This window comes from Pseudonocardia sp. KRD291, assembly GCF_019263595.1.
GTDB lineage: Bacteria > Actinomycetota > Actinomycetes > Mycobacteriales > Pseudonocardiaceae > Pseudonocardia.
The window spans coordinates 1-22,454 of record NZ_JADQDD010000079.1; the positions used below are offsets into that span (position 1 = coordinate 1).

At 69.0% G+C, this 22,454-nt stretch carries 32 protein-coding genes; 31 read left to right on the forward strand and 1 reads right to left on the reverse strand.

The window, feature by feature from the left end; all coding sequences use genetic code 11:
* Window positions 1-839, reverse strand: an 839-nt coding sequence (locus I4I78_RS13405; RefSeq protein WP_218611633.1) for an alpha/beta hydrolase, incomplete at its 3' end; no start/stop codon positions are given.
* Window positions 840-1,312: 473 nt separating this feature from the next.
* On the opposite strand from I4I78_RS13405, the gene rpsL reads away from it, so the two are divergent.
* From rpsL to I4I78_RS13560, 31 genes are all read left to right on the forward strand, one after another.
* A complete protein-coding gene (rpsL, locus tag I4I78_RS13410) occupies window positions 1,313-1,687 on the forward strand; it encodes a 30S ribosomal protein S12 (protein ID WP_093076962.1) in 375 nt (124 codons plus the stop codon).
* Window positions 1,687-2,157 (forward strand): 30S ribosomal protein S7, encoded by a 471-nt coding sequence (rpsG, locus tag I4I78_RS13415; RefSeq protein WP_218611634.1) that lies wholly within the window; start codon window positions 1,687-1,689, stop codon window positions 2,155-2,157. The genes rpsL and rpsG overlap by 1 nt, the downstream gene beginning before the upstream one ends.
* A 42-nt stretch (window positions 2,158-2,199) precedes the next feature.
* Window positions 2,200-4,302 (forward strand): elongation factor G, encoded by a 2,103-nt coding sequence (fusA, locus tag I4I78_RS13420; protein ID WP_308252089.1) that lies wholly within the window; start codon window positions 2,200-2,202, stop codon window positions 4,300-4,302.
* Between the two features lie 117 nt (window positions 4,303-4,419).
* Window positions 4,420-5,613 (forward strand): elongation factor Tu, encoded by a 1,194-nt coding sequence (gene tuf, locus I4I78_RS13425; protein WP_218611635.1) that lies wholly within the window; start codon window positions 4,420-4,422, stop codon window positions 5,611-5,613.
* 423 nt (window positions 5,614-6,036) lie between these two features.
* On the forward strand, window positions 6,037-6,342 hold the full coding sequence (gene rpsJ, locus I4I78_RS13430; RefSeq protein WP_003938093.1) for a 30S ribosomal protein S10: 306 nt from the start codon (window positions 6,037-6,039) through the stop codon (window positions 6,340-6,342).
* 12 nt (window positions 6,343-6,354) lie between these two features.
* A complete protein-coding gene (gene rplC / locus I4I78_RS13435; RefSeq protein ID WP_218611636.1) occupies window positions 6,355-7,032 on the forward strand; it encodes a 50S ribosomal protein L3 in 678 nt (225 codons plus the stop codon).
* Entirely contained in the window at window positions 7,029-7,718 is a 690-nt protein-coding gene (gene rplD, locus I4I78_RS13440) for a 50S ribosomal protein L4 (protein WP_218611637.1), read from the forward strand. Before rplC ends, rplD begins: the two co-directional genes overlap by 4 nt.
* Window positions 7,715-8,014 carry a 50S ribosomal protein L23 gene (rplW, locus tag I4I78_RS13445; protein ID WP_130292395.1) on the forward strand — a complete coding sequence of 100 codons (300 nt, stop codon included), beginning with the start codon at window positions 7,715-7,717 and terminating at the stop codon, window positions 8,012-8,014. Before rplD ends, rplW begins: the two co-directional genes overlap by 4 nt.
* 15 nt (window positions 8,015-8,029) lie before the next feature.
* Window positions 8,030-8,863, forward strand: coding sequence for a 50S ribosomal protein L2 (gene rplB, locus I4I78_RS13450; RefSeq protein ID WP_218611638.1), 834 nt, complete (start codon window positions 8,030-8,032; stop codon window positions 8,861-8,863).
* Between the two features lie 14 nt (window positions 8,864-8,877).
* The gene (gene rpsS / locus I4I78_RS13455; RefSeq protein ID WP_130292393.1) at window positions 8,878-9,159 is read left to right on the forward strand and encodes a 30S ribosomal protein S19; all 282 of its coding nucleotides are present in this window, start codon (window positions 8,878-8,880) and stop codon (window positions 9,157-9,159) included.
* Between the two features lie 35 nt (window positions 9,160-9,194).
* On the forward strand, window positions 9,195-9,620 hold the full coding sequence (gene rplV, locus I4I78_RS13460) for a 50S ribosomal protein L22 (protein WP_130292392.1): 426 nt from the start codon (window positions 9,195-9,197) through the stop codon (window positions 9,618-9,620).
* A complete protein-coding gene (gene rpsC / locus I4I78_RS13465; protein WP_218611639.1) occupies window positions 9,620-10,462 on the forward strand; it encodes a 30S ribosomal protein S3 in 843 nt (280 codons plus the stop codon). Before rplV ends, rpsC begins: the two co-directional genes overlap by 1 nt.
* Before the next feature lie 3 nt (window positions 10,463-10,465).
* On the forward strand, window positions 10,466-10,885 hold the full coding sequence (rplP, locus tag I4I78_RS13470; protein ID WP_218611640.1) for a 50S ribosomal protein L16: 420 nt from the start codon (window positions 10,466-10,468) through the stop codon (window positions 10,883-10,885).
* Entirely contained in the window at window positions 10,885-11,130 is a 246-nt protein-coding gene (gene rpmC / locus I4I78_RS13475; RefSeq protein ID WP_218611641.1) for a 50S ribosomal protein L29, read from the forward strand. The genes rplP and rpmC overlap by 1 nt, the downstream gene beginning before the upstream one ends.
* Window positions 11,127-11,399 carry a 30S ribosomal protein S17 gene (rpsQ, locus tag I4I78_RS13480; protein WP_218611642.1) on the forward strand — a complete coding sequence of 91 codons (273 nt, stop codon included), beginning with the start codon at window positions 11,127-11,129 and terminating at the stop codon, window positions 11,397-11,399. Before rpmC ends, rpsQ begins: the two co-directional genes overlap by 4 nt.
* An 8-nt stretch (window positions 11,400-11,407) precedes the next feature.
* Window positions 11,408-11,776, forward strand: a complete 369-nt coding sequence (gene rplN / locus I4I78_RS13485; RefSeq protein ID WP_130292387.1) for a 50S ribosomal protein L14 — start codon at window positions 11,408-11,410, stop codon at window positions 11,774-11,776.
* Between the two features lie 13 nt (window positions 11,777-11,789).
* A complete protein-coding gene (rplX, locus tag I4I78_RS13490) occupies window positions 11,790-12,116 on the forward strand; it encodes a 50S ribosomal protein L24 (protein WP_218611657.1) in 327 nt (108 codons plus the stop codon).
* Window position 12,117: 1 nt separating this feature from the next.
* Window positions 12,118-12,690 carry a 50S ribosomal protein L5 gene (gene rplE, locus I4I78_RS13495; protein WP_218611643.1) on the forward strand — a complete coding sequence of 191 codons (573 nt, stop codon included), beginning with the start codon at window positions 12,118-12,120 and terminating at the stop codon, window positions 12,688-12,690.
* A gap of 5 nt (window positions 12,691-12,695) precedes the next feature.
* On the forward strand, window positions 12,696-12,881 hold the full coding sequence (locus I4I78_RS13500; protein ID WP_130292385.1) for a type Z 30S ribosomal protein S14: 186 nt from the start codon (window positions 12,696-12,698) through the stop codon (window positions 12,879-12,881).
* A gap of 96 nt (window positions 12,882-12,977) precedes the next feature.
* Window positions 12,978-13,376, forward strand: coding sequence for a 30S ribosomal protein S8 (rpsH, locus tag I4I78_RS13505; RefSeq protein WP_218611644.1), 399 nt, complete (start codon window positions 12,978-12,980; stop codon window positions 13,374-13,376).
* 16 nt (window positions 13,377-13,392) lie between these two features.
* The gene (gene rplF / locus I4I78_RS13510; protein ID WP_218611645.1) at window positions 13,393-13,932 is read left to right on the forward strand and encodes a 50S ribosomal protein L6; all 540 of its coding nucleotides are present in this window, start codon (window positions 13,393-13,395) and stop codon (window positions 13,930-13,932) included.
* Complete coding sequence (rplR, locus tag I4I78_RS13515; protein ID WP_218611646.1) at window positions 13,932-14,345, forward strand: 50S ribosomal protein L18; 414 nt, start codon at window positions 13,932-13,934, stop codon at window positions 14,343-14,345. Before rplF ends, rplR begins: the two co-directional genes overlap by 1 nt.
* Window positions 14,346-14,373: 28 nt before the next feature.
* A complete protein-coding gene (gene rpsE, locus I4I78_RS13520) occupies window positions 14,374-15,024 on the forward strand; it encodes a 30S ribosomal protein S5 (protein WP_218611647.1) in 651 nt (216 codons plus the stop codon).
* Window positions 15,025-15,029: 5 nt separating this feature from the next.
* Window positions 15,030-15,215 (forward strand): 50S ribosomal protein L30, encoded by a 186-nt coding sequence (gene rpmD, locus I4I78_RS13525; protein WP_218611648.1) that lies wholly within the window; start codon window positions 15,030-15,032, stop codon window positions 15,213-15,215.
* Complete coding sequence (rplO, locus tag I4I78_RS13530) at window positions 15,212-15,679, forward strand: 50S ribosomal protein L15 (RefSeq protein ID WP_218611649.1); 468 nt, start codon at window positions 15,212-15,214, stop codon at window positions 15,677-15,679. The genes rpmD and rplO overlap by 4 nt, the downstream gene beginning before the upstream one ends.
* Before the next feature lie 263 nt (window positions 15,680-15,942).
* On the forward strand, window positions 15,943-17,253 hold the full coding sequence (gene secY, locus I4I78_RS13535) for a preprotein translocase subunit SecY (protein ID WP_218611650.1): 1,311 nt from the start codon (window positions 15,943-15,945) through the stop codon (window positions 17,251-17,253).
* 143 nt (window positions 17,254-17,396) lie between these two features.
* A complete protein-coding gene (locus I4I78_RS13540; RefSeq protein WP_218611651.1) occupies window positions 17,397-17,951 on the forward strand; it encodes an adenylate kinase in 555 nt (184 codons plus the stop codon).
* A gap of 17 nt (window positions 17,952-17,968) precedes the next feature.
* A complete protein-coding gene (map, locus tag I4I78_RS13545; protein WP_218611652.1) occupies window positions 17,969-18,817 on the forward strand; it encodes a type I methionyl aminopeptidase in 849 nt (282 codons plus the stop codon).
* Between the two features lie 99 nt (window positions 18,818-18,916).
* A complete protein-coding gene (locus I4I78_RS13550; RefSeq protein WP_218611653.1) occupies window positions 18,917-20,113 on the forward strand; it encodes a Re/Si-specific NAD(P)(+) transhydrogenase subunit alpha in 1,197 nt (398 codons plus the stop codon).
* Window positions 20,113-20,490, forward strand: a complete 378-nt coding sequence (locus tag I4I78_RS13555; RefSeq protein WP_218611654.1) for an NAD(P) transhydrogenase subunit alpha — start codon at window positions 20,113-20,115, stop codon at window positions 20,488-20,490. The genes I4I78_RS13550 and I4I78_RS13555 overlap by 1 nt, the downstream gene beginning before the upstream one ends.
* Complete coding sequence (locus I4I78_RS13560; protein ID WP_218611655.1) at window positions 20,490-21,881, forward strand: NAD(P)(+) transhydrogenase (Re/Si-specific) subunit beta; 1,392 nt, start codon at window positions 20,490-20,492, stop codon at window positions 21,879-21,881. Before I4I78_RS13555 ends, I4I78_RS13560 begins: the two co-directional genes overlap by 1 nt.
* The last annotated feature ends 573 nt before the right edge of the window (window positions 21,882-22,454 follow it).

Here is a 22,454-nt window from a genome sequence, read left to right on the forward strand (position 1 = left end):
TCGCGGAGGGTGCCGGCGAGGACCGGGAACGCGTGCCACATGCCCTCGGCGCGGCGGTAGGTGACCGGGACGCCTGCGGCGCGGGCGCGCTCGACGAGCCGGTCGGCGTCGTCGAGCAGGACCTCACCGGCCCCGGCGACGACGTGCAGCGGCGGGAGCCCGGTCAGGTCGCCGTCGAGGGAACGCAGGTCGGCCGGGTCGGTCGTGCCGCGGTAGTCGCGCGCGGCGTCGGCCAGCCAGCCGGGATCGAGCATGGCGTCGGTGGCGGCGTTGCGGGCCAGCACCGGGGATTCGCAGTCCAGGTCGAGCCAGGGCGAGATCAGCCCGACCGAACCGGGGAGGTCCTCGCCGTTCTCGCGCAACCGCAGCAGCATCGACATCGCGAGACCGCCGCCTGCGGAGTCCCCGGCGACGGCGATCCGGCGGGCCGGGTGCCCGGCGATGCGCAGCGCGCGGAACGCGGTCAGGGCGTCCTCGACCGCCGCCGGGTGCGGGTGTTCGGGCGCGAGCCGGTAGGACGGAGCGTGCACCGGAGCCCCGGCGGCGCGGCTCAGCCCGGCCAGCAGCGCGCGGTGCGAGGCGGGCGACCCGACGACGTAGCCGCCGCCGTGCAGGTACAGGATCCGGTGCGGCGAGGTGATCGGCCCGGCCGCGGAAACCACCTCGGTGGGGACCCCGCCCAGCGACCCGGTGGCGCGGCGGGTGCCGCGGGGGAGCGGCAGCACCGCGCCGGTGAGATCGAGCAGTCTGCGGCGCACGGGCACCGGCAGTCGCCGGGACAGCAGCGGAGCGACGACGGCACTGGTCAGGAGCCGGTTGGCGGCAAGCGGTAGGTGCACACCGGACGATAACCACGCGCGCCCGACGCCCCCTCCGGCCGGCTGCCGCGGTGCGGGAATGGACGACGAGCGGATAGCGTTGTGCGACGAGCGGGTGAGTCGCCTTGCCTGGGCGAGCGGGTTCCGGCACGCTCTCGGGCACGGCGTCTCGCCGTGGCCGGACCCGCTTTGACCCTCTTCGAGCGGGCCGAGTACGCTGATGTCTTGCGCTCGACCTCGGTCGGGCCACTCCGTGTGCCCCGCAGCGCCCGGTCTCGTGAGGTGTCGAGGACGATACCTCCGGGTGGGCTGCAGCGGACCGCGGACGCTCCGTCCGTTCCCACGAGGTTCACGCCTCACGGTTTCCTGGAGCGACACGCCCGACCTCGGGTATCGGAACGGCGGCTCCGGCCGCCACCCGCGCCCGGGTTCAACCACGACAGTGAAGACGCCCGACACAGTCGAGCACGCCGACGGGAAGAAGTAGACGGCACATGCCCACGATCCAGCAGCTGGTCCGCAAGGGCCGCGAGGACAAGGTCTCCAAGACCAAGACCGCCGCCCTCAAGGGCAGCCCCCAGCGCCGCGGGGTCTGCACGCGCGTCTACACGACGACGCCGAAGAAGCCGAACTCGGCACTGCGGAAGGTCGCCCGCGTCAAGCTGAGCAGCGGCATCGAGGTGACCGCCTACATCCCCGGTGAGGGCCACAACCTGCAGGAGCACTCCATCGTGCTGGTCCGCGGCGGCCGAGTGAAGGACCTGCCCGGTGTGCGCTACAAGGTGATCCGCGGCTCGCTGGACACCCAGGGCGTGAAGAACCGCAAGCAGTCCCGCAGCCGTTACGGCGCGAAGAAGGAGAAGAGCTGATGCCCCGCAAGGGTCCCGCTCCCAAGCGTCCACTGGTCTCCGACCCCGTCTACGGGTCCCCGCTGGTCACCCAGCTGGTGAACAAGGTGCTCCAGGACGGCAAGCGCTCGCTCGCCGAGCGGATCGTCTACGCCGCCCTCGAGGGCACCCGGGACAAGACCGGCACCGACCCGGTGGTCACGCTCAAGCGTGCGCTGGACAACGTCAAGCCGGCTCTCGAGGTCCGCAGCCGCCGTGTCGGTGGCGCGACCTACCAGGTCCCGGTCGAGGTCCGCACCGTCCGCCAGACCCAGCTGGGTCTGCGCTGGCTCGTGACCTACTCCGGTCAGCGCCGGGAGAAGACCATGGTCGAGCGTCTGATGAACGAGCTGCTCGACGCCAGCAACGGCCTCGGTGCCAGCGTCAAGCGACGCGAGGACATCCACAAGATGGCGGAGTCGAACCGAGCCTTCGCCCACTACCGCTGGTGACGGACCAGAAGTCCGCGCCAATCGCGAGGGAGATCTGAGACCGTGGCACCACGGGACGTGCTGACCGACCTGACCAAGGTCCGCAACATCGGCATCATGGCGCACATCGATGCCGGCAAGACCACCACCACCGAGCGGATCCTGTACTACACCGGGATCAACTACAAGATCGGTGAGGTGCACGACGGCGCGGCGACGATGGACTGGATGGAGGAGGAGCAGAAGCGCGGCATCACGATCACGTCGGCCGCGACGACCTGCTTCTGGAAAGACCACCAGATCAACATCATCGACACGCCGGGCCACGTGGACTTCACCGTCGAGGTGGAGCGCAACCTGCGCGTGCTCGACGGCGCGGTCGCGGTGTTCGACGGCAAGGAAGGTGTCGAGCCGCAGTCCGAGCAGGTCTGGCGGCAGGCCACCAAGTACGACGTCCCCCGGGTCTGCTTCGTCAACAAGATGGACAAGCTCGGCGCGGACTTCTACTTCACGGTGCAGACGATCCAGGACCGGCTGAACGCCCGCCCGCTGCCGATCCAGCTGCCGATCGGCTCCGAGAGCGAGTTCATCGGTGTCGTCGACCTGGTCGAGATGCGCGCGCTGACCTGGCGTGGCGAGGTCGCCAAGGGCGAGGACTACGCCGTCGAGGAGATCCCGGCCGACATGGCCGACAAGGTCGCCGAGTGGCGCGAGAAGCTCCTCGAGGCCGTCGCCGAGACCGACGACGACCTGATGGAGTCGTACCTGGGCGGCGAGGAGCCGACGGTCGAGCAGATCAAGACCGGCATCCGGAAGATCGTGACCGACCGCATCGCCTACCCGGTGATGTGCGGTTCCGCGTTCAAGAACAAGGGCGTCCAGCCCATGCTCGACGCGGTGATCGACTACCTGCCGTCGCCGTACGACCTCCCGCCGGTCGAGGGCTTCCTGACCGACGGCGAGACCCCGGCCAGCCGCAAGCCGGCCAAGGACGAGCCGTTCGCGGCGCTCGCGTTCAAGATCGCCGCGCACCCGTTCTTCGGCAAGCTGACCTACATCCGGGTCTACTCGGGTCGGGTCGCCGCGGGCTCGCAGGTCCTGAACTCGACCAAGGACCGCAAGGAGCGCATCGGGAAGGTCTTCCAGATGCACTCCAACAAGGAGAACCCGGTCGACGAGGCCATGGCGGGCCACATCTACGCCGTCATCGGCCTCAAGGACACGACCACGGGCGAGACGCTCTGCGACCCGCAGCAGCCGATCGTCCTCGAGTCGATGACCTTCCCGGAGCCGGTGATCCAGGTCGCGGTCGAGCCGAAGACCAAGGCCGACCAGGAGAAGCTGGGCATCGCGATCCAGCGCCTGGCCGAGGAGGACCCGACGTTCCAGGTCTCCCTGGACGACGAGACCGGCCAGACGATCCTCGCCGGCATGGGTGAGCTGCACCTCGAGGTGCTGGTGAACCGCATGAAGAGCGATTACAAGGTCGAGGCCAACATCGGCAAGCCTCAGGTCGCGTACCGCGAGACCATCAAGCAGCCGATCATCAAGTTCGAGTACACGCACAAGAAGCAGACCGGTGGTTCGGGCCAGTTCGCCCGCGTCATCATCAACCTGGAACCCCTCACCGAGGGCGACGGTGCGCTGTACGAGTTCGACAACAAGGTCACCGGTGGCCGTATCCCGCGGGAGTACATCCCGTCGGTGGACGCGGGCATCCAGGACGCCATGCAGTACGGCATCCTCGCCGGCTACCCGGTTGTCGGCGTCAAGGCCACGCTGACGGACGGTCAGTACCACGAGGTCGACTCGTCGGAGATGGCGTTCAAGGTGGCCGGCTCGATGGCGTTCAAGGAGGCGGCTCGCAAGGCGAACCCCGTCATTCTCGAGCCCATGATGGCCGTCGAGGTCATGACGCCCGAGGACTACATGGGCGACGTGATCGGCGACCTTAACTCCCGTCGTGGCCAGATCCAGGCCATGGAGGAGCGCGCGGGTGCTCGCGTCGTCAAGGCGACGGTCCCGCTGTCCGAGATGTTCGGCTACGTCGGTGACCTGCGGTCGCGGACCCAGGGCCGGGCGAACTACACGATGACGTTCGACTCGTACGCGGAGGTTCCGGCCTCCGTGGCGAAGGAGATCATCGCGAAGGCGACGGGCGAGTAAGAGGCGTGTGCCGCGGGCCTGTAGGGTCCGCGGCTCGCTCCTTCTTCGTTCGGAGCAACCCCCAGACCTGCCGTCAGCACGGCGGATAAGAAGAACACAGTCCAGGAGGACCCTGCAGTGGCGAAGGCGAAGTTCGAGCGGACCAAGCCGCACGTCAACATCGGCACCATTGGTCACATCGACCACGGCAAGACCACGCTGACGGCGGCCATCACTAAGGTTCTGCACGACAAGTACCCGAACCTCAACGAGGCTTCGGCGTTCGACATGATCGACAAGGCGCCGGAAGAGCGCCAGCGCGGTATCACGATCTCCATCGCGCACGTCGAGTACCAGACCGAGAAGCGGCACTACGCGCACGTGGACTGCCCCGGTCACGCGGACTACATCAAGAACATGATCACCGGTGCGGCGCAGATGGACGGCGCCATCCTGGTGGTCGCCGCGACCGACGGCCCGATGCCCCAGACCCGTGAGCACGTGCTGCTCGCGCGTCAGGTCGGCGTGCCCTACATCGTGGTGGCGCTGAACAAGGCGGACATGGTCGACGACGAGGAGATCATGGAGCTCGTCGAGATGGAGGTCCGTGAGCTGCTCAGCTCGCAGGACTACCCGGGCGACGACCTCCCGATCGTCCGCGTCTCGGCGCTCAAGGCGCTCGAGGGCGACGAGAAGTGGGCCGAGAACATCGTCCAGCTGATGGACGCTGTCGACGAGGCCATCCCGGAGCCGGAGCGCGACACCGAGAAGCCGTTCCTGATGCCCGTGGAGGACGTCTTCACGATCACCGGTCGCGGCACGGTCGTCACCGGTCGCGTCGAGCGCGGCATCGTCAAGGTGAACGAGACGGTCGACATCGTCGGCATCAAGCCGAACAAGACCAGCACCACGGTCACCGGTGTCGAGATGTTCCGCAAGATCCTCGACGAGGGGCGTGCCGGTGAGAACGTCGGCCTGCTCCTGCGCGGCATCAAGCGGGACGACGTCGAGCGCGGCCAGGTCGTCGTGAAGCCGGGCTCGATCACCCCCCACACCGAGTTCGAGGGCCAGGTCTACATCCTGGGCAAGGACGAGGGTGGCCGGCACACGCCGTTCTTCAACAACTACCGCCCGCAGTTCTACTTCCGGACCACGGACGTGACGGGCGTGGTGACCCTGCCCAGCGGCACCGAGATGGTCATGCCGGGCGACAACACCTCGATGAGCGTTCAGCTGATCCAGCCGATCGCCATGGAGGAGGGCCTGCAGTTCGCCATCCGTGAGGGTGGGCGGACCGTCGGCGCCGGCCAGGTCACCAAGATCAACTCGTAGTACCACCCCCCGGTCGGGGACGCCGCACTCCGGTGTGGCATCCTTGACGGGTTGCACGGTGAGCGTGGCGCGTAGGAGCGCCGGTTCGTGAGAACACGGTCCTACGCGCCACGCTTGCCGTCGGCCCTGATACACACCTCCGCCCCCGGGTGGAGAGCGGTGACCCGGGCAGATCTGTGAGCGTCGAGCGCGACACGCCCGACCTCGTGGACCGGAGCCACCGGCAGAGATGCCGGGGGTGCCCGGGAGAACCAGCCAGACATGTGAGACCTGAACAGCGCGCGGGCCGCGGTCGCGGAGCGCCGGAGAGATTCCGGTGCCGCTTCGACGACGTGAGATCTGCGGGGTGACCGTGCGATGTACGGGGCCCACCGGCGAACACCGCGAAGTTGAGCGGCAGGAAGAAGAGGACGACCGACGACCATGGCGGGACAGAAGATCCGCATCAGGCTCAAGGCCTATGACCACGAGGCAATCGACGCGTCTGCTCGCAAGATCGTGGAGACGGTGACGCGTACGGGTGCCCGGGTCGTCGGGCCGGTGCCGCTGCCGACCGAGAAGAACGTGTACTGCGTCATCCGCTCGCCGCACAAGTACAAGGACTCGCGCGAGCACTTCGAGATGCGTACGCACAAGCGCCTCATCGACATCCTGGACCCGACGCCCAAGACGGTGGATGCGCTCATGCGCATCGATCTGCCGGCCAGCGTCGACGTCAACATCCAGTAGGCGGCGAAGACGATGACGACACAGACTCAGAAGACGCATCAGGTCAAGAGCATCACCGGCCTCCTCGGCACCAAGCTGGGCATGACCCAGGTGTTCGACGAGAACAACCGGATCGTCCCGGTCACGGTGATCCAGGCCGGGCCGAACGTCGTGACCCAGGTCCGTTCCCCCGAGACCGACGGCTACGCCGCGATCCAGGTCGCCTACGGCGCGGTCGACCCCCGCAAGGTGAACAAGCCGGAGACCGGCCACTTCGCCAAGGCGGGTGTCACGCCCCGGCGCTACACGCTGGAGTTCCGCACCTCGGACGCGGCCGACTACAACGTGGGCCAGGAGATCACCGCCGAGGCGTTCTCGGAGGGCTCCGAGGTCGACGTGGTCGGTACGACCAAGGGCAAGGGCATGGCCGGCGTGATGAAGCGCCACGGCTTCCACGGCCTGGGCGCCTCGCACGGTGTCCAGCGCAAGCACCGTTCGCCCGGCTCGATCGGTGGCTGTGCCACCCCGGGTCGCGTGTTCAAGGGCCAGAAGATGGCTGGCCGGATGGGTTCGAACCGTCAGACCACACAGGGCCTCACGGTCCACCGGGTCGACGCCGAGCGCGGGCTGCTGCTCATCAAGGGCGCGGTCCCCGGACCGCGCGGTGGACTCGTCGTGGTGAAGACCCCCGCGAAGGGTGATGGCAAGTGAGCACCGTGGAGATCCAGACACCGGAGGGCAAGGCGGACGGCAGCGTGGAGCTGCCGGACAGCGTCTTCGACGTGACCGCCAACGTGTCCCTCATGCACCAGGTCGTGACGGCCCAGCTGAACGCCGCGCGTCAGGGTTCGCACGACACCAAGACCCGTGCCGAGGTCCGCGGCGGCGGCAAGAAGCCGTACCGCCAGAAGGGCACCGGCCGCGCCCGTCAGGGTTCGACCCGGGCCCCGCAGTTCGTCGGCGGTGGCACCGTGCACGGCCCGACTCCGCGGGACTACAGCCAGAAGACCCCGAAGAAGATGAAGGCCGCCGCACTGCGCGGTGCGCTCTCCGACCGGGCCCGTGCGGGCCGCGTTCGGGTCATCTCCTCGGTCGTCTCCGGCGACACCCCGTCGACCAAGGCGGCCCGCAAGGTCGTCGAGACGGTCACCGCGGGCGTCGGGAAGCGGGTGCTGCTGGTCGTCGAGCGTGACGACACGAACGCGCTGCTGAGCCTGCGCAACCTCCCCGAGGTGCACCTGATCGCGCCGGACCAGCTGAACACCCACGACGTGCTGGTCAACGACGTCGTCGTGTTCACCTCGACCGCGCTCGACGAGTTCCTCGCCGGACCGGTCGCCAAGCCCAGGACCGGTAGCCGTCGTGCGGCCGTGTCCGTAGAGGAGGCTGACAAGTGATCACGGACCCGCGGGACATCCTGCTGGCGCCGGTCGTGTCGGAGAAGAGCTACGGGCTGCTCGACGAGCAGCAGTACACCTTCGTCGTGCGTCCGGACGCGAACAAGACGCAGATCAAGATCGCCGTGGAGAAGGTGTTCGGGGTCAAGGTGCTCAGCGTCAACACGCTGAACCGCCCGGGTAAGCGCAAGCGCGCCCGCACCGGCTACGGCAAGCGCAAGGACACGAAGCGCGCGATCGTGACGCTCTCCCCGGAGAGCAAGTCGATCGACGTCTTCGGTGGTCCGGCGAGCTGAGGGGCGAGCTGAGAAATGGCCATTCGTAAGTACAAGCCGACGACCCCGGGCCGCCGCGGCTCGAGCGTCTCGGACTTCGCCGAGATCACCCGGGACACCCCGGAGAAGTCGCTGCTGCGTCCGCTGCACAACAAGGGCGGCCGCAACGTGCACGGGCGGGTCACCACCCGGCACCAGGGCGGCGGTCACAAGCGGGCGTACCGGCTGATCGACTTCCGCCGGAACGACAAGGACGGTGTGCCGGCCAAGGTCGCGCACATCGAGTACGACCCGAACCGCACCTCGCGGATCGCACTGCTGCACTACGCCGACGGCGAGAAGCGCTACATCATCGCGCCGGCGCGGCTCAAGCAGGGCGACCCGATCGAGAACGGCCCCCAGGCCGACATCAAGGTCGGGAACAACCTGCCGCTGCGCAACATCCCGACCGGCACCGTGATCCACGCGATCGAGCTCCGCCCCGGTGGCGGCGCCAAGATCGCGCGGGCCGCGGGCTCCGGGGTGCAGCTGGTGGCGAAGGACGGCCCCTACGCGCAGCTGCGCATGCCGTCCGGCGAGATCCGCTACGTCGACGTCCGCTGCCGCGCGACGATCGGCGAGGTCGGTAACTCGGAGCACTCGAACATCAACTGGGGCAAGGCCGGCCGGATGCGGTGGAAGGGCAAGCGCCCCTCCGTCCGTGGTGTGGCCATGAACCCGGTCGACCACCCGCACGGTGGTGGTGAGGGGAAGACCTCCGGTGGTCGCCACCCGGTCAACCCGGCAGGTAAGCCCGAGGGCCGTACCCGCCGCACCAAGCCGTCCGACAAGTTGATCGTCCGCCGGCGTCGTACCGGCAAGAAGCGCTGAGCAGGGAGGTAAAGATGCCGCGCAGCCTGAAGAAGGGCCCGTTCGTCGACGACCACCTGCTCAAGAAGGTGGACGCCCTCAACGAGACCGACAAGAAGACGGTGATCAGGACCTGGTCCCGTCGCTCGACCATCATTCCGGACATGATCGGCCACACGATTGCGGTGCACGACGGCCGCAAGCACGTGCCGGTGTTCGTCTCGGACTCGATGGTCGGCCACAAGCTGGGGGAGTTCGCCCCGACCCGCACGTTCCGGGGTCACATCAAGGACGACCGCAAGGCGCGTAGGCGCTAGAGCGGCCCGAGTAGCGACAAGGAGAGGTGGAGAAGATGGCTGACACAGCCGAGACCACCGGCACCGCGCTCGAGCTGACTCGAGCGCACGCCGTGGCGCGGTTCGTCCGCATGTCGCCGATGAAGTGCCGTCGCATGGTGGACCTGGTCCGCGGAGTGCCGGTGTCCGAGGCGCTGGCGATCCTGCGGTTCTCGCCGCAGGCCGCGGCCGAGCCGGTGGCCAAGGTCGTGGCGAGCGCCGCGGCCAACGCCGAGAACAACCTGGGCCTGGACCCGGACACCCTTGTGGTGGCCGTGGCGATGGTCGACGAGGGCCCGACGCTCAAGCGGATCCGGCCGCGTGCCCAGGGGCGCGCGTACCGCATCCGCAAGCGGACGAGCCACATCACCATCGAGGTCGAGTCCCGTCCGGCCGGTACGGCCGGCGGCGGACGTCGTGGTGCGAAGGGGAGGGCCCGCTGATGGGGCAGAAGATCAACCCGCACGGGTTCCGTCTGGGCATCACCACGGACTGGAAGTCCCGCTGGTACGCGGACAAGCAGTACAAGGAGTACGTCAAGGAGGACGTCGAGATCCGTCGCATGCTCTCCAAGGGCATGGAGCGGGCCGGCATCTCCAAGGTCGAGATCGAGCGGACCCGGGACCGCGTGCGGGTGGACATCCACACCGCGCGTCCGGGCATCGTGATCGGCCGCCGCGGCGCCGAGGCCGACCGCATCCGGGGCAACCTCGAGAAGCTGACCAAGAAGCAGGTCCAGCTCAACATCCTCGAGGTCAAGAACTCCGAGTCGGACGCACAGCTCGTCGCCCAGGGCGTGGCCGAGCAGCTGTCCAACCGCGTGGCGTTCCGCCGCGCGATGCGCAAGGCGATCCAGTCGGCCATGCGCTCGCCGCAGGTCAAGGGCATCCGGGTGCAGTGCTCCGGACGTCTGGGCGGCGCCGAGATGTCGCGGTCGGAGTTCTACCGCGAGGGCCGGGTGCCGCTGCACACGCTGCGCGCCGACATCGACTACGGCCTGTTCGAGGCGAAGACCTCGTTCGGCCGGATCGGCGTCAAGGTCTGGATCTACAAGGGTGACGTCGTCGGCGGTCGTCGCGAGGGTGCTCCGGCCGCGGCCGCAGCCGATCGCGCGCCGCGTCGCGAGCGTCCGGCCCGCCGGCGCTCGGGCGCCTCGGGCACCACCGCGACCAGCACCGAGGCCGGTCGTGCCGCGGCCGGTGGCGGCAGCGTCGCCACCGCCGAGGCCCCGGCCGAGAGCACCGCGACCACCAGCGGTACCCCGAGCGAGGGTGGGGAGGCCTGAGCCATGCTGATCCCACGCAAGGTGAAGCACCGTAAGCAGCACCGTCCGCACCGGACGGGGATGGCGACCGGCGGCACGAAGGTCTCGTTCGGCGACTACGGCATCCAGGCTCTCGAGCCGGCCTACGTCACGAACCGCCAGATCGAGTCGGCGCGTATCGCGATCAACCGCCACATCAAGCGTGGTGGCAAGGTCTGGATCAACGTGTTCCCGGACCGCCCGCTGACCAAGAAGCCGGCCGAGACCCGCATGGGTTCCGGTAAGGGTTCGCCGGAGAAGTGGGTCACCAACGTCAAGCCGGGTCGCGTCCTGTTCGAGATGAGCTTCCCGAACGACGAGACCGCGCGCGAGGCGTTGCGTCGCGCCATCCACAAGCTGCCGATGAAGTGCCGGATCGTGACCCGTGAGGGTGGTGACATCTGATGGCGACCAGCGGTGGCACCAAGGCTGCCGAGCTGCGTGAGCTGTCCGACGAGGAGCTCACGGTGCGCGTCCGTGAGGCCAAGGAGGAGCTGTTCAACCTGCGCTTCCAGATGGCCACGGGGCAGCTGGACAACAACCGGCGGCTGCGGGCCGTCCGCCACGACATCGCGCGGGTCTACACCGTCATGCGCGAGCGTGAGCTGGGCCTCTCCGCTGCGCCGATCGAGAGTGAGGGCGCAGCATGAGCGACGAGAGCACTCAGGTGCGCGGGGAGCGGAAGGTCCGCGAGGGCCTGGTCGTGTCCGACAAGATGGACAAGACCGTGGTCGTCTCCCTGGAGGACCGGGTCAAGCACCCGCGTTACAGCAAGGTCATCCGCCGGACCAGCAAGGTCAAGGCGCACGACGAGGGCAACACGGCCGGCATCGGTGACCGTGTCCGCCTGATGGAGACCCGCCCGTTGTCGGCCACGAAGCGCTGGCGGCTCGTGGAGATCCTCGAGAAGGCGAAGTAGGAGACACAGTGATCCAGCAGGAGTCGCGGCTGCGCGTCGCCGACAACACCGGTGCCAAGGAGATCCTGTGCATCCGGGTGCTGGGCGGCTCGGCGCGGCGCTACGCCGGGATCGGCGACGTCATCGTCGCCTCGGTCAAGGAGGCCATCCCCGGCGCCGGAGTGAAGCGCGGTGACGTCGTCAAGGCGGTCATCGTGCGCACGGTCAAGGAGAAGCGCCGGCCGGACGGCAGCTACATCAAGTTCGACGAGAACGCCGCCGTCCTGATCCGTCCGGACAACGGACCCCGAGGGACCCGCATCTTCGGCCCGGTCGGTCGCGAACTGCGCGACCGCCGGTTCATGAAGATCATCTCCCTTGCTCCGGAGGTGCTCTGAGATGAAGGCGAAGATGAAGGTCAAGAAGGGCGACACCGTGCAGGTGATCGCCGGCAAGGACAAGGGCGCCAAGGGCAAGGTCATCCAGGTCTACCCGGAGCGCGAGCGCCTGCTGGTCGAGGGTGTGAACCGGATCAAGAAGCACACCCGGATCAGCCAGAACCAGCGCGGTGCGGAGTCCGGCGGGATCGTCACGCAGGAGGCCGCCATCCACGTCTCGAACGTGATGGTCGTCGACTCGGACGGCACCCCGACCCGGGTCGGGCGCAAGGCCGTCGAGGGCGATGACGGCAAGACCCGGCGGGTCCGGATCTCCAAGCGCAACGGGAAGGAGATCTGAGATGACCACTGCAGAGCAGACCGAGCGGACGGCCCCCCGGCTCCAGCAGCGCTACCGCGACGAGATCATCGCCGCGATGCGCGAGGAGTTCGGCTACGGCAACGTCATGCAGGTCCCGGGCCTCGTGAAGATCATCGTTAACATGGGCGTCGGCGACGCCGCCCGTGACTCGAAGCTGATCGACGGCGCGCTGCGCGACCTGTCCATCATCACCGGGCAGAAGCCGCAGGTGCGGAAGGCGACCAAGTCCATCGCGCAGTTCAAGCTCCGCGAGGGCATGCCGATCGGCGCGAAGGTCACCCTTCGCAACGACCGGATGTGGGAGTTCCTGGACCGGCTGCTGACGATCGCGCTGCCGCGTATCCGCGACTTCCGCGGACTGTCCGGCAACCAGTTCGACGGCCGTGGCAACTACACGTTCGGCGTCAGCGACCAGTCGATGTTCCACGAGATCGACCCGGACAACATCGACCGGCCGCGCGGCATGGACATCACCGTCGTGACGACCGCGACCACGAACGCCGAGGGCCGGGCGCTGCTGCGCCACCTGGGCTTCCCCTTCAAGGAGAGCTGAGCACGATGGCGAAGAAGGCGCTGGTCAACAAGGCGAACAAGAAGCCGAAGTTCGCCGTGCGGGGGTACACCCGCTGCCAGAAGTGCGGGCGTCCGCGCGCGGTGTTCCGCAAGTTCGGGCTGTGCCGCGTGTGCCTGCGCGACATGGCACACGCCGGCGAGCTGCCGGGCGTGAGCAAGTCCAGCTGGTGACATTCCCACCAGCCGTTCCTATCGCCACAGGCCTGCGCCGGTGACGAGCCTCGAGCTCGGCGCCCCGGGAACCACGGCGGGAAAGAGATACCGATCATGACGATGACCGATCCGATCGCAGACATGTTGACCCGTCTGCGGAACGCGAACTCGGCCTACCACGACCGCGTGGTGATGCCGCACTCCAAGCTGAAGGTCGCGATCAGCGAGATCCTTCAGAAGCAGGGCTACATCGCCTCGCACCACACCGAGGACGCCGAGGTCGGCAAGTCCCTGGTCGTCGAGCTGAAGTACGGCCGCAACCGGGAGCGCAGCATCGCCGGCGTGCGTCGGGTGTCGAAGCCCGGCCTGCGCGTCTACGCGAAGTCGACGAACCTGCCGCGGGTCCTCGGGGGCCTCGGCGTGGCGATCATCTCGACCTCGAGCGGTCTGATGACCGACCAGCAGGCCTACCGGAGTGGCGTGGGCGGGGAAGTCCTCGCCTACGTCTGGTGAGAAGGGAGAACTGACGATGTCCCGCATCGGAAAGCTGCCCATCACCGTCCCGTCCGGAGTCGACGTCACGATCGACGGCCGCACGGTCACCGTGAAGGGCCCCAAGGGCACCCTGTCGCACACCGTCGTCGAGCCGATCACGGTCGAGCGCGACGACGACGGCACGGTGCTGATCAAGCGTCCCGACGAGGAGCGCGAGACGAGGGCCTACCACGGCCTGTCCCGTTCCCTGGTCAACAACATCGTGGTCGGCGTCAGCGCCGGCTACGAGAAGAAGCTCGAGATCCACGGCGTCGGCTACCGGGTCCAGCTCAAGGGGTCGAACCTGGAGTTCGCCCTGGGCTTCAGCCACCCGGTCGTCATCGAGCCGCCGGAGGGCGTGACGTTCAACGTCGAGTCCCCGACGCGGTTCTCGGTCGCGGGCATCGACAAGCAGCTGGTCGGCGAGACCGCTGCGAACATCCGCAAGCTGCGGCGCCCGGACCCGTACAAGGGCAAGGGCGTGCGTTACGCCGGCGAGCAGATCCGCCGCAAGGTCGGAAAGACGGGTAAGTGATGGCCGAGACGAACAACACGGTCTCCGGCGCCGCCCGGCGGCGGATGGCCTCCCAGGTGTCGCGGATCCGCAGGGACTCGCGGACCCGCCGGCACGTGCGGCTGCGCAAGAAGATCTCCGGCACGCCGGACCGTCCCCGCCTGGCGGTGCACCGCAGCTCGCGGCACATCACCGTGCAGCTGATCGACGACCTGGCCGGCCACACGCTGGCCCAGGCCTCGAGCCTGGACGTCGACATCCGCACGGTGGACGGCGACAAGAAGGCCAAGGCGACCAAGGTCGGGGAGCTCATCGCCTCCCGTGCCAAGGCCGCCGGCGTCACCTCGGTCGTGTTCGACCGCGGTGGCCTCGCGTACCACGGCCGGATCGCCGCGCTGGCGGACGCCGCCCGTGAGGGAGGCCTGGAGTTCTGATGAACAACAAGACTGAAGGGATCGTCTGATGCCGGGACGTGCACGGCGCGACGGCGGCGGAGGCCCCGGAGGCCCCGGCGGCCCGAGCAACGACAACCGCAACAGCAACAACCGGGACCGCCAGGGCGGCGGCCGCGGCGGGGCCCAGGACAAGACCCCGTACATCGAGCGGCTGGTCACGATCAACCGCGTGTCCAAGGTCGTCAAGGGTGGTCGTCGCTTCAGCTTCACCGCCCTGATGATCGTGGGCGACGGCGACGGCCTGGTCGGCGTCGGCTACGGCAAGGCCAAGGAGGTGCCCGCGGCGATCGCCAAGGGTGTCGAGGAGGCCAAGAAGAGCTTCTTCCGCGTCCCGCTCATCGGGGGCACGATCGTGCACCGGGTGCAGGGCGAGGCGGCGGCGGGCGTGGTCATGCTGCGCCCGGCCAGCCCCGGTACCGGTGTCATCGCCGGCGGCCCGGTGCGCGCCGTGCTGGAGTGCGCGGGGATCTCCGACATCCTGTCGAAGTCCCTGGGCAGCGACAACGCGATCAACGTCGTGCACGCCACGCTGGCCGCACTGCGCGCGATCCAGCGTCCGGAGGAGGTGGCCGCACGTCGTGGCCTGCCGCTCGAGGACGTCGCGCCGGTGTCGATGATGCGGGCGCGCGCTGCCGCGGCCGAGGCTGCGAGGGTCTGACCGACATGGCGACTCTCAAGATCACCCAGACGAAGAGCCGGATCGGCTGCAAGCAGAACCAGCGCGACACGCTGCGCTCGCTCGGCCTGCGCAAGATCCGTCAGTCGGTGGAGCGCCCGGACGACCCGCAGGTTCGCGGGATGGTCCACACCGTGCGCCACCTCGTGAACGTGGAGGAGGTCGGCTCATGAGCAACGACGAGACGACTCCCGGCGTCATCAAGCTGCACGACCTGCGTCCCGCCCCGGGCTCGAAGAAGGCCCGGACCCGCGTCGGACGTGGTGAGGGCAGCAAGGGTAAGACCGCCGGGCGAGGCACCAAGGGTACGAAGGCCCGTAAGACCGTGTCGCCGCGCTTCGAGGGCGGGCAGATGCCGCTGCACATGCGGCTGCCCAAGCTCAAGGGCTTCAAGAACCGGTTCCGGGTCGAGTACCAGGTCGTCAACATCGGCGACCTGGCCCAGCTGTTCCCGAACGGTGGCGAGGTCGGCGTGGCCGAGCTGGTCGCCGCCGGTGCGGTCCGCCGCAACGAGCTGGTGAAGGTGCTGGGGGAGGGTGAGCTCGAGGGCATCACCCTGACCGTCAGCGCGCACAAGTTCTCCGCGTCCGCGCGCGAGAAGATCTCGGCAGCGGGCGGGTCCGTCTCCGAGCTGTAGTGCCACACGGCGCCGCCCTGGTGCCCACCGATCCCGAGGGATCGGCCGGGCCCGTGGGCGGCGCCGTACTGCTGTGTGGCCGCTGTTAGAGTCGCCGCACGGGGGTTTCCGGTCCCCGCCGCCCTGACACGCGGCGAGATCGTGGCCGGTCACCGGGCCCCGAGTCGCCTCCGGCGGCCGGGACCGTGTCCCACATCCGGCCGGGCCCCCCGGGCCGGCGAGGAGGCGGCGTCGGGCCGCCGACGTCGTAGGAGGATCACCGAGTGCTCAGCGCGTTCCGGTCGGCCCTGACCACTCCGGATCTCCGCAAGAAGATCCTCTTCACCCTGGGCATCGTCGCGATCTACCGGCTGGGTGCCAACATCCCCTCGCCGGGCGTGTCCTACATCAACGTCCAGGAGTGTGTCCGCCAGGTCGAGGGCGGCGAGAACTCCAGCGTCTACTCACTGATCAACCTGTTCTCCGGCGGCGCGCTCCTGCAGCTCTCGATCCTGGCGCTGGGCATCATGCCCTACATCACGGCCAGCATCATCGTGCAGCTGTTGCAGGTGGTGATCCCGCGCTTCGAACAGCTGAAGAAGGAAGGCCAGTCCGGCCAGGCCAAGCTGACGCAGTACACGCGGTACCTGACGATCGGGATCGCGATCCTGCAGTCCACCGGCTTCGTCGCCCTGGCCGAACGGGGGCAGCTGTTCGGCAACTGCTCGTTGCCGGTGATCCCGGACGGCAGCATCTTCACGCTCAGCATCATCGTGGTCGTGATGACGGCCGGCACCACGGTCGTGATGTGGCTCGGCGAGCAGGTCACCGAACGCGGCGTCGGGAACGGCATGTCGCTGCTGATCTTCGCCTCGATCGCGCACCGGATCCCCGCCGAGGGCAAGCAGATCCTGGACAACGCGGGCGGGCTGGTCTTCGCCGGCGTCTGCGTGTTCGGTCTGGCCATCATCGCCAGCGTCGTGTTCGTCGAGAACGGCCAGCGCCGCATCCCGGTGCAGTACGCCAAGCGCATGGTCGGGCGGCGGATGTACGGCGGCACGTCGACCTACCTGCCGCTCAAGGTCAACCAGGCCGGCGTCGTGCCGGTGATCTTCGGTAGCTCGCTGCTCTACCTGCCCGATCTGGTGGCCCGGCTGGCCGGCAACGACGGCGGCGCGTTCCAGCAGTTCGTGCAGACCTATCTTGTCGACCAGTCCAACTGGTTGCACATCCTGCTGTATGTCGCGCTGATCATCTTCTTCACCTACTTCTACGTCGGCATCACGTTCAACCCGGACGAGCGTGCCGAGGACATGAAGAAGTACGGCGGCTTCATCCCGGGCATCCGGCCCGGCCGGCCCACCGCCGAGTACCTGAACTTCGTGCTCAGCCGCATCACGCTGCCCGGTTCGCTGTACCTGGGCATCATCGCGGTGCTGCCGAACTTCTTCCTCGGCGTCACCGGCAGCGGCCAGAACCAGAACTTCCCGTTCGGCGGCACCGCTGTGCTGATCATGGTGACGGTCGGTCTGGACACGCTGAAGCAGATCGAGAGCCAGCTCATGCAGCGCAAGTACGAGGGTTTCCTGCGTTAGGCTCGCCGGGCGAGGCCGTCCCGCGGACGTCGGCGGGTCCGGGACCCGCCCGCCGTGACGTGGTCGGTGTTCGTTCGAGCAGTGTGGTTTTCCAGCCGGCGTCGGTGCCGGCGTGACGAAAGAGCAGGGGAGGTCGGGTTCGCGTGCGACTCGTTCTGGTTGGTCCGCCCGGTGCGGGCAAGGGGACCCAGGCTGAGCAGATGGCCAAGCGGCTGGACGTCCCGCACATCTCGACCGGTGACCTGTTCCGGGCGAACCTGAAGGACGAGACCGAGCTCGGCCTCGAGGCGAAGCGGTACATGGACGCCGGGAACCTCGTCCCGGACGAGGTCACCGTCGGGATGGTCCGCGACCGCCTCGGCGACGCCGACGCCGCGAAGGGGTTCATCCTGGACGGCTTCCCCCGCACGACGTCGCAGGCCGACTCGCTGGGCCAGATCCTGAAGGACAAGGGCCTGGCGCTCGACGCGGTCGTCCAGTTCGAGGTGGACGACGAGGTCGTCGTGCAGCGGCTGCTCTCGCGTGGTCGCAGCGACGACAACGAGGACGTCATCCGCAACCGGCAGCAGGTCTACCGGGACGAGACGTTCCCGCTGCTGCAGTACTACTCCGACCGGCTCGTGACCGTCGACGCGGTCGGCGAGGTGGACGAGATCACCGAGCGGGTGTTCACGGTGCTGGACAACCGCGGGTTCTGACGAACGGGGAACGGGACGTGAACTCCGGCCGGGGAGGCCTCCGCGGCGCCATCGCGCGCTACCGCGGACGCGACATCGAGCTCAAGACACCGGGCCAGCTGCAGGCGATGCGTGCGGCCGGGGCGCTGGTCGCCTCGACCTTGGCGGCGGTCGTCGAGCAGGCGCGGCCCGGGGTGAGCACGGCCGATCTGGACGCCGTGGCCGAGCAGACGATCCGGGCCGCCGGTGCGGTGCCGTCGTTCCTGGGCTACCACGGGTTCCCGGGCAGCATCTGCGCGTCGGTGAACGAGCAGATCGTGCACGGGATCCCGTCGTCGTCGCAGGTCCTCGCCGACGGCGACCTGATCTCGGTGGACTGCGGCGCGATCCTGGAGGGCTGGCACGGGGACGCGGCCGTCACGATCCCGGTCGGGAACGTCGCGGCGCCCGACCTGGCCCTGTCCGAGGCCTGCCGGGGCGCACTGACGGCCGGTATCGCCGCGGTCCGCCCGGGCGCCCGGCTCACCGATGTCTCGTTCGCGATCCAGGAGGCCTGCCGGGAGGCGGCGAACCGGGACCGGGCCGACTACGGGATCGTCGCCGAGTACGGCGGGCACGGCATCGGGACGTCGATGCACATGGACCCGTTCCTGCCCAACCACGGCGACGCAGGCCACGGCCCGCGTCTGCGCCCCGGGATGGCGCTGGCCGTGGAGCCGATGCTCACCGCGGGCGACCCGGAGACCGTGGAGCTCGAGGACGGGTGGACGGTCGTCACCGCCTCCGGGGCACGGGCGGTGCACTGGGAGCACACGGTCGCGGTGACCGAGGACGGGCCGTGGCTGCTCACCGTGCCGGCCGAGCAGGACGCCGTACTCGGTTCCTGAACGGGCAAGACCGGTTCTTGATCGGTCATCCCGCCTTACGGTGAGGACGGGCGTCACACGGGGACGGCATCGGGCGCACCGCTGCACTAGGTTCTGCGCATGGGCGAAGAGGCCGGACAGTCACCACCAGGGCGGACGACGTCTGTCGGTGTACCGAAGGAGTCGGCGGAGGGCGAGCGCCGGGTGGCGCTCGTCCCCAAGGTCATCGAGAAGTTGCAGAAGCGCGGGGCGGAGATCGTCGTCGAGTCCGGCGCCGGGCTCGAGGCGCTGATCCCGGACGAGGCGTTCACCGACGCCGGGGCGACGATCGGCGATCCGTGGTCGTGCGACGTGGTGGTCAAGGTCGCGCCACCGACGAGCGACGAGATCAGCAAGCTGGGCCGGGACACGACACTGATCGGGTTCCTGGCCCCGCTGACCTCGCCGGAGACCATCGAGGCGCTGAGGTCGGCGGGCGTGCAGGCGTTCGCGATGGAGTCCATCCCGCGGATCTCGCGGGCCCAGGGCATGGACGCGCTCTCCTCGCAGGCGAACGTCTCGGGCTACAAGGCGGTGCTCCTCGCGGCCCAGGAGTCGACCCGGTTCTTCCCGATGCTGACCACCGCGGCCGGCACCGTGAAGCCGGCGACCGCGCTGATCCTCGGCGTCGGCGTCGCCGGGCTGCAGGCACTGGCCACGGCCAAGCGCCTCGGCGCGCGCACCACCGGCTACGACGTCCGCCCGGACGTCGCGGACCAGGTGAAGTCGCTCGGCGCGCAGTGGCTCGACCTCGGGATCGAGGCCGCCGGCGAGGGCGGGTACGCCCGGGAGCTGTCGGACTCCGAGCGCCAGAAGCAGCAGGAGCAGCTGGAGCTGGCGATCACCGGCTTCGACGTCGTGATCACCACCGCGCAGGTCCCCGGCAAGAAGGCACCGACGCTGGTCAGCGCCAAGGCCGTGGAGGGCATGCGGCCGGGCAGCGTGATCGTCGACCTGGCCGGTGAGGGCGGCGGCAACTGCGAGCTCACCGAGCCGGGCGAGACCGTCGTCAAGCACGACGTCACGATCGCCTCGCCACTGAACCTGCCGGCCACGATGCCCGAGCACGCCTCCGAGCTCTACGCGCGCAACGTCACGGCACTGCTGGAGCTGATGCTCTCCGAGGGAGAGCTGTCCCCGGACTGGGACGACGAGGTGCTGGCCAAGTCCTGCGTGACGCGCGAGAGCAGCGCAGGCGGAACGAGCGCCGACACCGCCCAGCCGGCCCCCGGCGGCGACACGGACACGAAGGACACGACGAGCGAGGGAGAGTCCTGATGGAGTCGGGAAGCCTGCTGGCGAACCTCGCGATCCTGGTACTGGCCGGGTTCGTCGGGTTCGCGGTGATCTCCAAGGTGCCGAACACGCTGCACACCCCGCTGATGTCGGGAACGAACGCGATCCACGGGATCGTCGTGCTGGGCGGGATGATCGTGCTCGGCGAGCTGGAGAACGCGACCGTGCTGGAGACGATCCTGCTCACCGTCGCGATCGCGTTCGGGATGATCAACGTGGTGGGTGGCTTCCTGGTCACCGACCGGATGCTGGGCATGTTCAAGGGCAAGCAGCCCCCGAAGCCCGGCGCCGAGCCCGAGTCCGGCGGCGGCGACGCACAGACCCTGACCGCCGAGAAGGCAGCGAAGGGCGGCGCGTGATGGAGATCCTGGAGCCGGTCCTCTACCTGATCGCGTTCGCGCTGTTCATCTACGGCCTGATGGGCCTGACCGGGCCGCGCACCGCGGTCCGCGGCAACTGGATCGCCGCGGTCGGGATGGCGATCGCCATGCTCACCGTGCTGCTCGTGGTGATCATCAACGGTGCGAACAACATCGTCTGGATCCTGGTCGGCCTGGTGGTCGGCACCCTCCTCGGCGTCCCGTCCGCGCGCCGGGTCAAGATGACCCAGATGCCGCAGATGGTGGCGCTGTTCAACGGCGTCGGTGGCGGCACGGTCGCGCTGATCGCCTGGTCGGAGTTCCTGGCCACGCCCGGCTTCGCGGGCCGCGCCGGCGTGTTCGTGGTCGCCTCGCTGTTCTCCGCGATCGTCGGCTCGATCTCGTTCTGGGGTTCGCTGATCGCGTTCGGCAAGCTGCAGGAGCTCCTCTCCTCGTCGCCGATCGGGTTGGGCAAGGCGCAGCAGCTGGTGAACGCGATCCTCCTGATCGGCGCGATCGTGTGCGCCGTGGTCGCGGGGACGGGCAACACGTCGTCGCTGTGGATCGTCGCGGTGCTGGTGCTGGCCGGGATCCTCGGCGTGATGGTCGTGCTGCCGATCGGCGGCGCGGACATGCCGGTCGTGATCTCGCTGCTGAACGCGATGACCGGACTGGCGGCGGCGGCCGCGGGCCTCGCGCTGAACAACACCGCGATGATGGTCGCCGGCATGATCGTCGGCGCGTCCGGCTCGATCCTGACCAACCAGATGGCGCAGGCGATGAACCGGACCATTCCGGCGATCGTCGCCGGCGGGTTCGGCGGGGCCTCGGTGGCCGCCGCGGACGACGACCCGAACAAGACGGTCAAGTCCACCTCGGCCGCGGACGCGGCGATCCAGATGGCCTACGCCGAGCGCGTGATCGTGGTGCCGGGCTACGGCCTGGCCGTCGCGCAGGCCCAGCACGCCATCAAGGAGATGGCCAAGCTGCTCGAGGCCAAGGGCGTCGACGTCCGGTACGCGATCCACCCGGTCGCGGGCCGGATGCCCGGGCACATGAACGTGCTCCTCGCCGAGGCCGAGGTCTCCTACGACGTGCTCAAGGAGATGGACGAGATCAACGACGACTTCTCCCGCACCGACGTCACGATCGTGATCGGGGCGAACGACGTCACGAACCCGTCCGCGCGCAACGACAAGAGCTCGGCGATCTACGGCATGCCGATCCTGAACGTCGACCAGAGCCACAACGTGATCGTGCTCAAGCGGTCCATGAGCTCCGGTTTCGCCGGGATCGAGAACCCGCTGTTCTTCCTGGACAACACGTCGATGCTGTTCGGCGACGCGAAGTCGTCGGTGGAGAAGGTGACCGAGGAGCTCAAGGCCCTGTAGGCCCGACCGGCCGCAGCACGCCGGCCCGCCCCGCTCCCCGCGGTGCGGGCCGGTCGTTCGTCACGGCCTGGGCCGCGAGCGCGGACGAGGATGATTACGACCCGCGCGAGATCCCGTCGCCCGCCGTGATCCGGCCGCAGTACGTGGTCCGCGAGGGTCCCGGAGCCCTCGCCACGGCGGGCCTGGTCGGAGGCGGGGTGTCACCGGTCTGCTCGGCCTGCGCGCCTTCGGGGCCCGCCGCCGGCGGGACTGAGGGTCGCCGGCCGCACCGCCCCGGGCACCGCCGGGGGCCGGCAGGGCCGAGCCGGCAGGGCCGAGCCGGCAGGGCCGAGCCGGCAGGGCCGAGCCGGCAGGGCCGGGCCGCTGGGTCCGGGGCGTCCTGCCGGGGGTCTCTCCAGGAAATTGCTCACGAACCGAGAGAGTTGGCGAGCGAATTCCTGGAGCGACATGCCGCGTGGGAGGCGTCGTCCGGACGCCACCGGTTCCGTCCCCGGTGAGCGGCGGCGCCGACGGCCACAGCCACCCCGCCGATCACGCCCACCTGGTCGCCGGGCGCGGCGCCGTCGTCTCCGG

What these genes read in the sequence shown, in the direction of transcription:
- I4I78_RS13560 (WP_218611655.1), top strand. Translation starts at nt 20,490, where the DNA reads ATGGAGATCCTGGAGCCGGTCCTCTACCTGATCGCGTTCGCGCTGTTC.
- rpmC (WP_218611641.1), top strand. Translation starts at nt 10,885, where the DNA reads ATGGCGACCAGCGGTGGCACCAAGGCTGCCGAGCTGCGTGAGCTGTCC.
- rplO (WP_218611649.1), top strand. Translation starts at nt 15,212, where the DNA reads ATGAGCAACGACGAGACGACTCCCGGCGTCATCAAGCTGCACGACCTG.
- rpsH (WP_218611644.1), top strand. Translation starts at nt 12,978, where the DNA reads ATGACGATGACCGATCCGATCGCAGACATGTTGACCCGTCTGCGGAAC.
- I4I78_RS13500 (WP_130292385.1), top strand. Translation starts at nt 12,696, where the DNA reads ATGGCGAAGAAGGCGCTGGTCAACAAGGCGAACAAGAAGCCGAAGTTC.
- rplF (WP_218611645.1), top strand. Translation starts at nt 13,393, where the DNA reads ATGTCCCGCATCGGAAAGCTGCCCATCACCGTCCCGTCCGGAGTCGAC.
- rplB (WP_218611638.1), top strand. Translation starts at nt 8,030, where the DNA reads ATGGCCATTCGTAAGTACAAGCCGACGACCCCGGGCCGCCGCGGCTCG.
- I4I78_RS13555 (WP_218611654.1), top strand. Translation starts at nt 20,113, where the DNA reads ATGGAGTCGGGAAGCCTGCTGGCGAACCTCGCGATCCTGGTACTGGCC.
- I4I78_RS13550 (WP_218611653.1), top strand. Translation starts at nt 18,917, where the DNA reads ATGGGCGAAGAGGCCGGACAGTCACCACCAGGGCGGACGACGTCTGTC.
- rpsJ (WP_003938093.1), top strand. Translation starts at nt 6,037, where the DNA reads ATGGCGGGACAGAAGATCCGCATCAGGCTCAAGGCCTATGACCACGAG.
- rplV (WP_130292392.1), top strand. Translation starts at nt 9,195, where the DNA reads ATGGCTGACACAGCCGAGACCACCGGCACCGCGCTCGAGCTGACTCGA.
- rpsS (WP_130292393.1), top strand. Translation starts at nt 8,878, where the DNA reads ATGCCGCGCAGCCTGAAGAAGGGCCCGTTCGTCGACGACCACCTGCTC.
- rplR (WP_218611646.1), top strand. Translation starts at nt 13,932, where the DNA reads ATGGCCGAGACGAACAACACGGTCTCCGGCGCCGCCCGGCGGCGGATG.
- rplC (WP_218611636.1), top strand. Translation starts at nt 6,355, where the DNA reads ATGACGACACAGACTCAGAAGACGCATCAGGTCAAGAGCATCACCGGC.
- rplX (WP_218611657.1), top strand. Translation starts at nt 11,790, where the DNA reads ATGAAGGTCAAGAAGGGCGACACCGTGCAGGTGATCGCCGGCAAGGAC.
- rpmD (WP_218611648.1), top strand. Translation starts at nt 15,030, where the DNA reads ATGGCGACTCTCAAGATCACCCAGACGAAGAGCCGGATCGGCTGCAAG.
- rpsC (WP_218611639.1), top strand. Translation starts at nt 9,620, where the DNA reads ATGGGGCAGAAGATCAACCCGCACGGGTTCCGTCTGGGCATCACCACG.
- rpsL (WP_093076962.1), top strand. Translation starts at nt 1,313, where the DNA reads ATGCCCACGATCCAGCAGCTGGTCCGCAAGGGCCGCGAGGACAAGGTC.
- rplE (WP_218611643.1), top strand. Translation starts at nt 12,118, where the DNA reads ATGACCACTGCAGAGCAGACCGAGCGGACGGCCCCCCGGCTCCAGCAG.
- rpsE (WP_218611647.1), top strand. Translation starts at nt 14,374, where the DNA reads ATGCCGGGACGTGCACGGCGCGACGGCGGCGGAGGCCCCGGAGGCCCC.
- rplP (WP_218611640.1), top strand. Translation starts at nt 10,466, where the DNA reads ATGCTGATCCCACGCAAGGTGAAGCACCGTAAGCAGCACCGTCCGCAC.
- rpsQ (WP_218611642.1), top strand. Translation starts at nt 11,127, where the DNA reads ATGAGCGACGAGAGCACTCAGGTGCGCGGGGAGCGGAAGGTCCGCGAG.
- rpsG (WP_218611634.1), top strand. Translation starts at nt 1,687, where the DNA reads ATGCCCCGCAAGGGTCCCGCTCCCAAGCGTCCACTGGTCTCCGACCCC.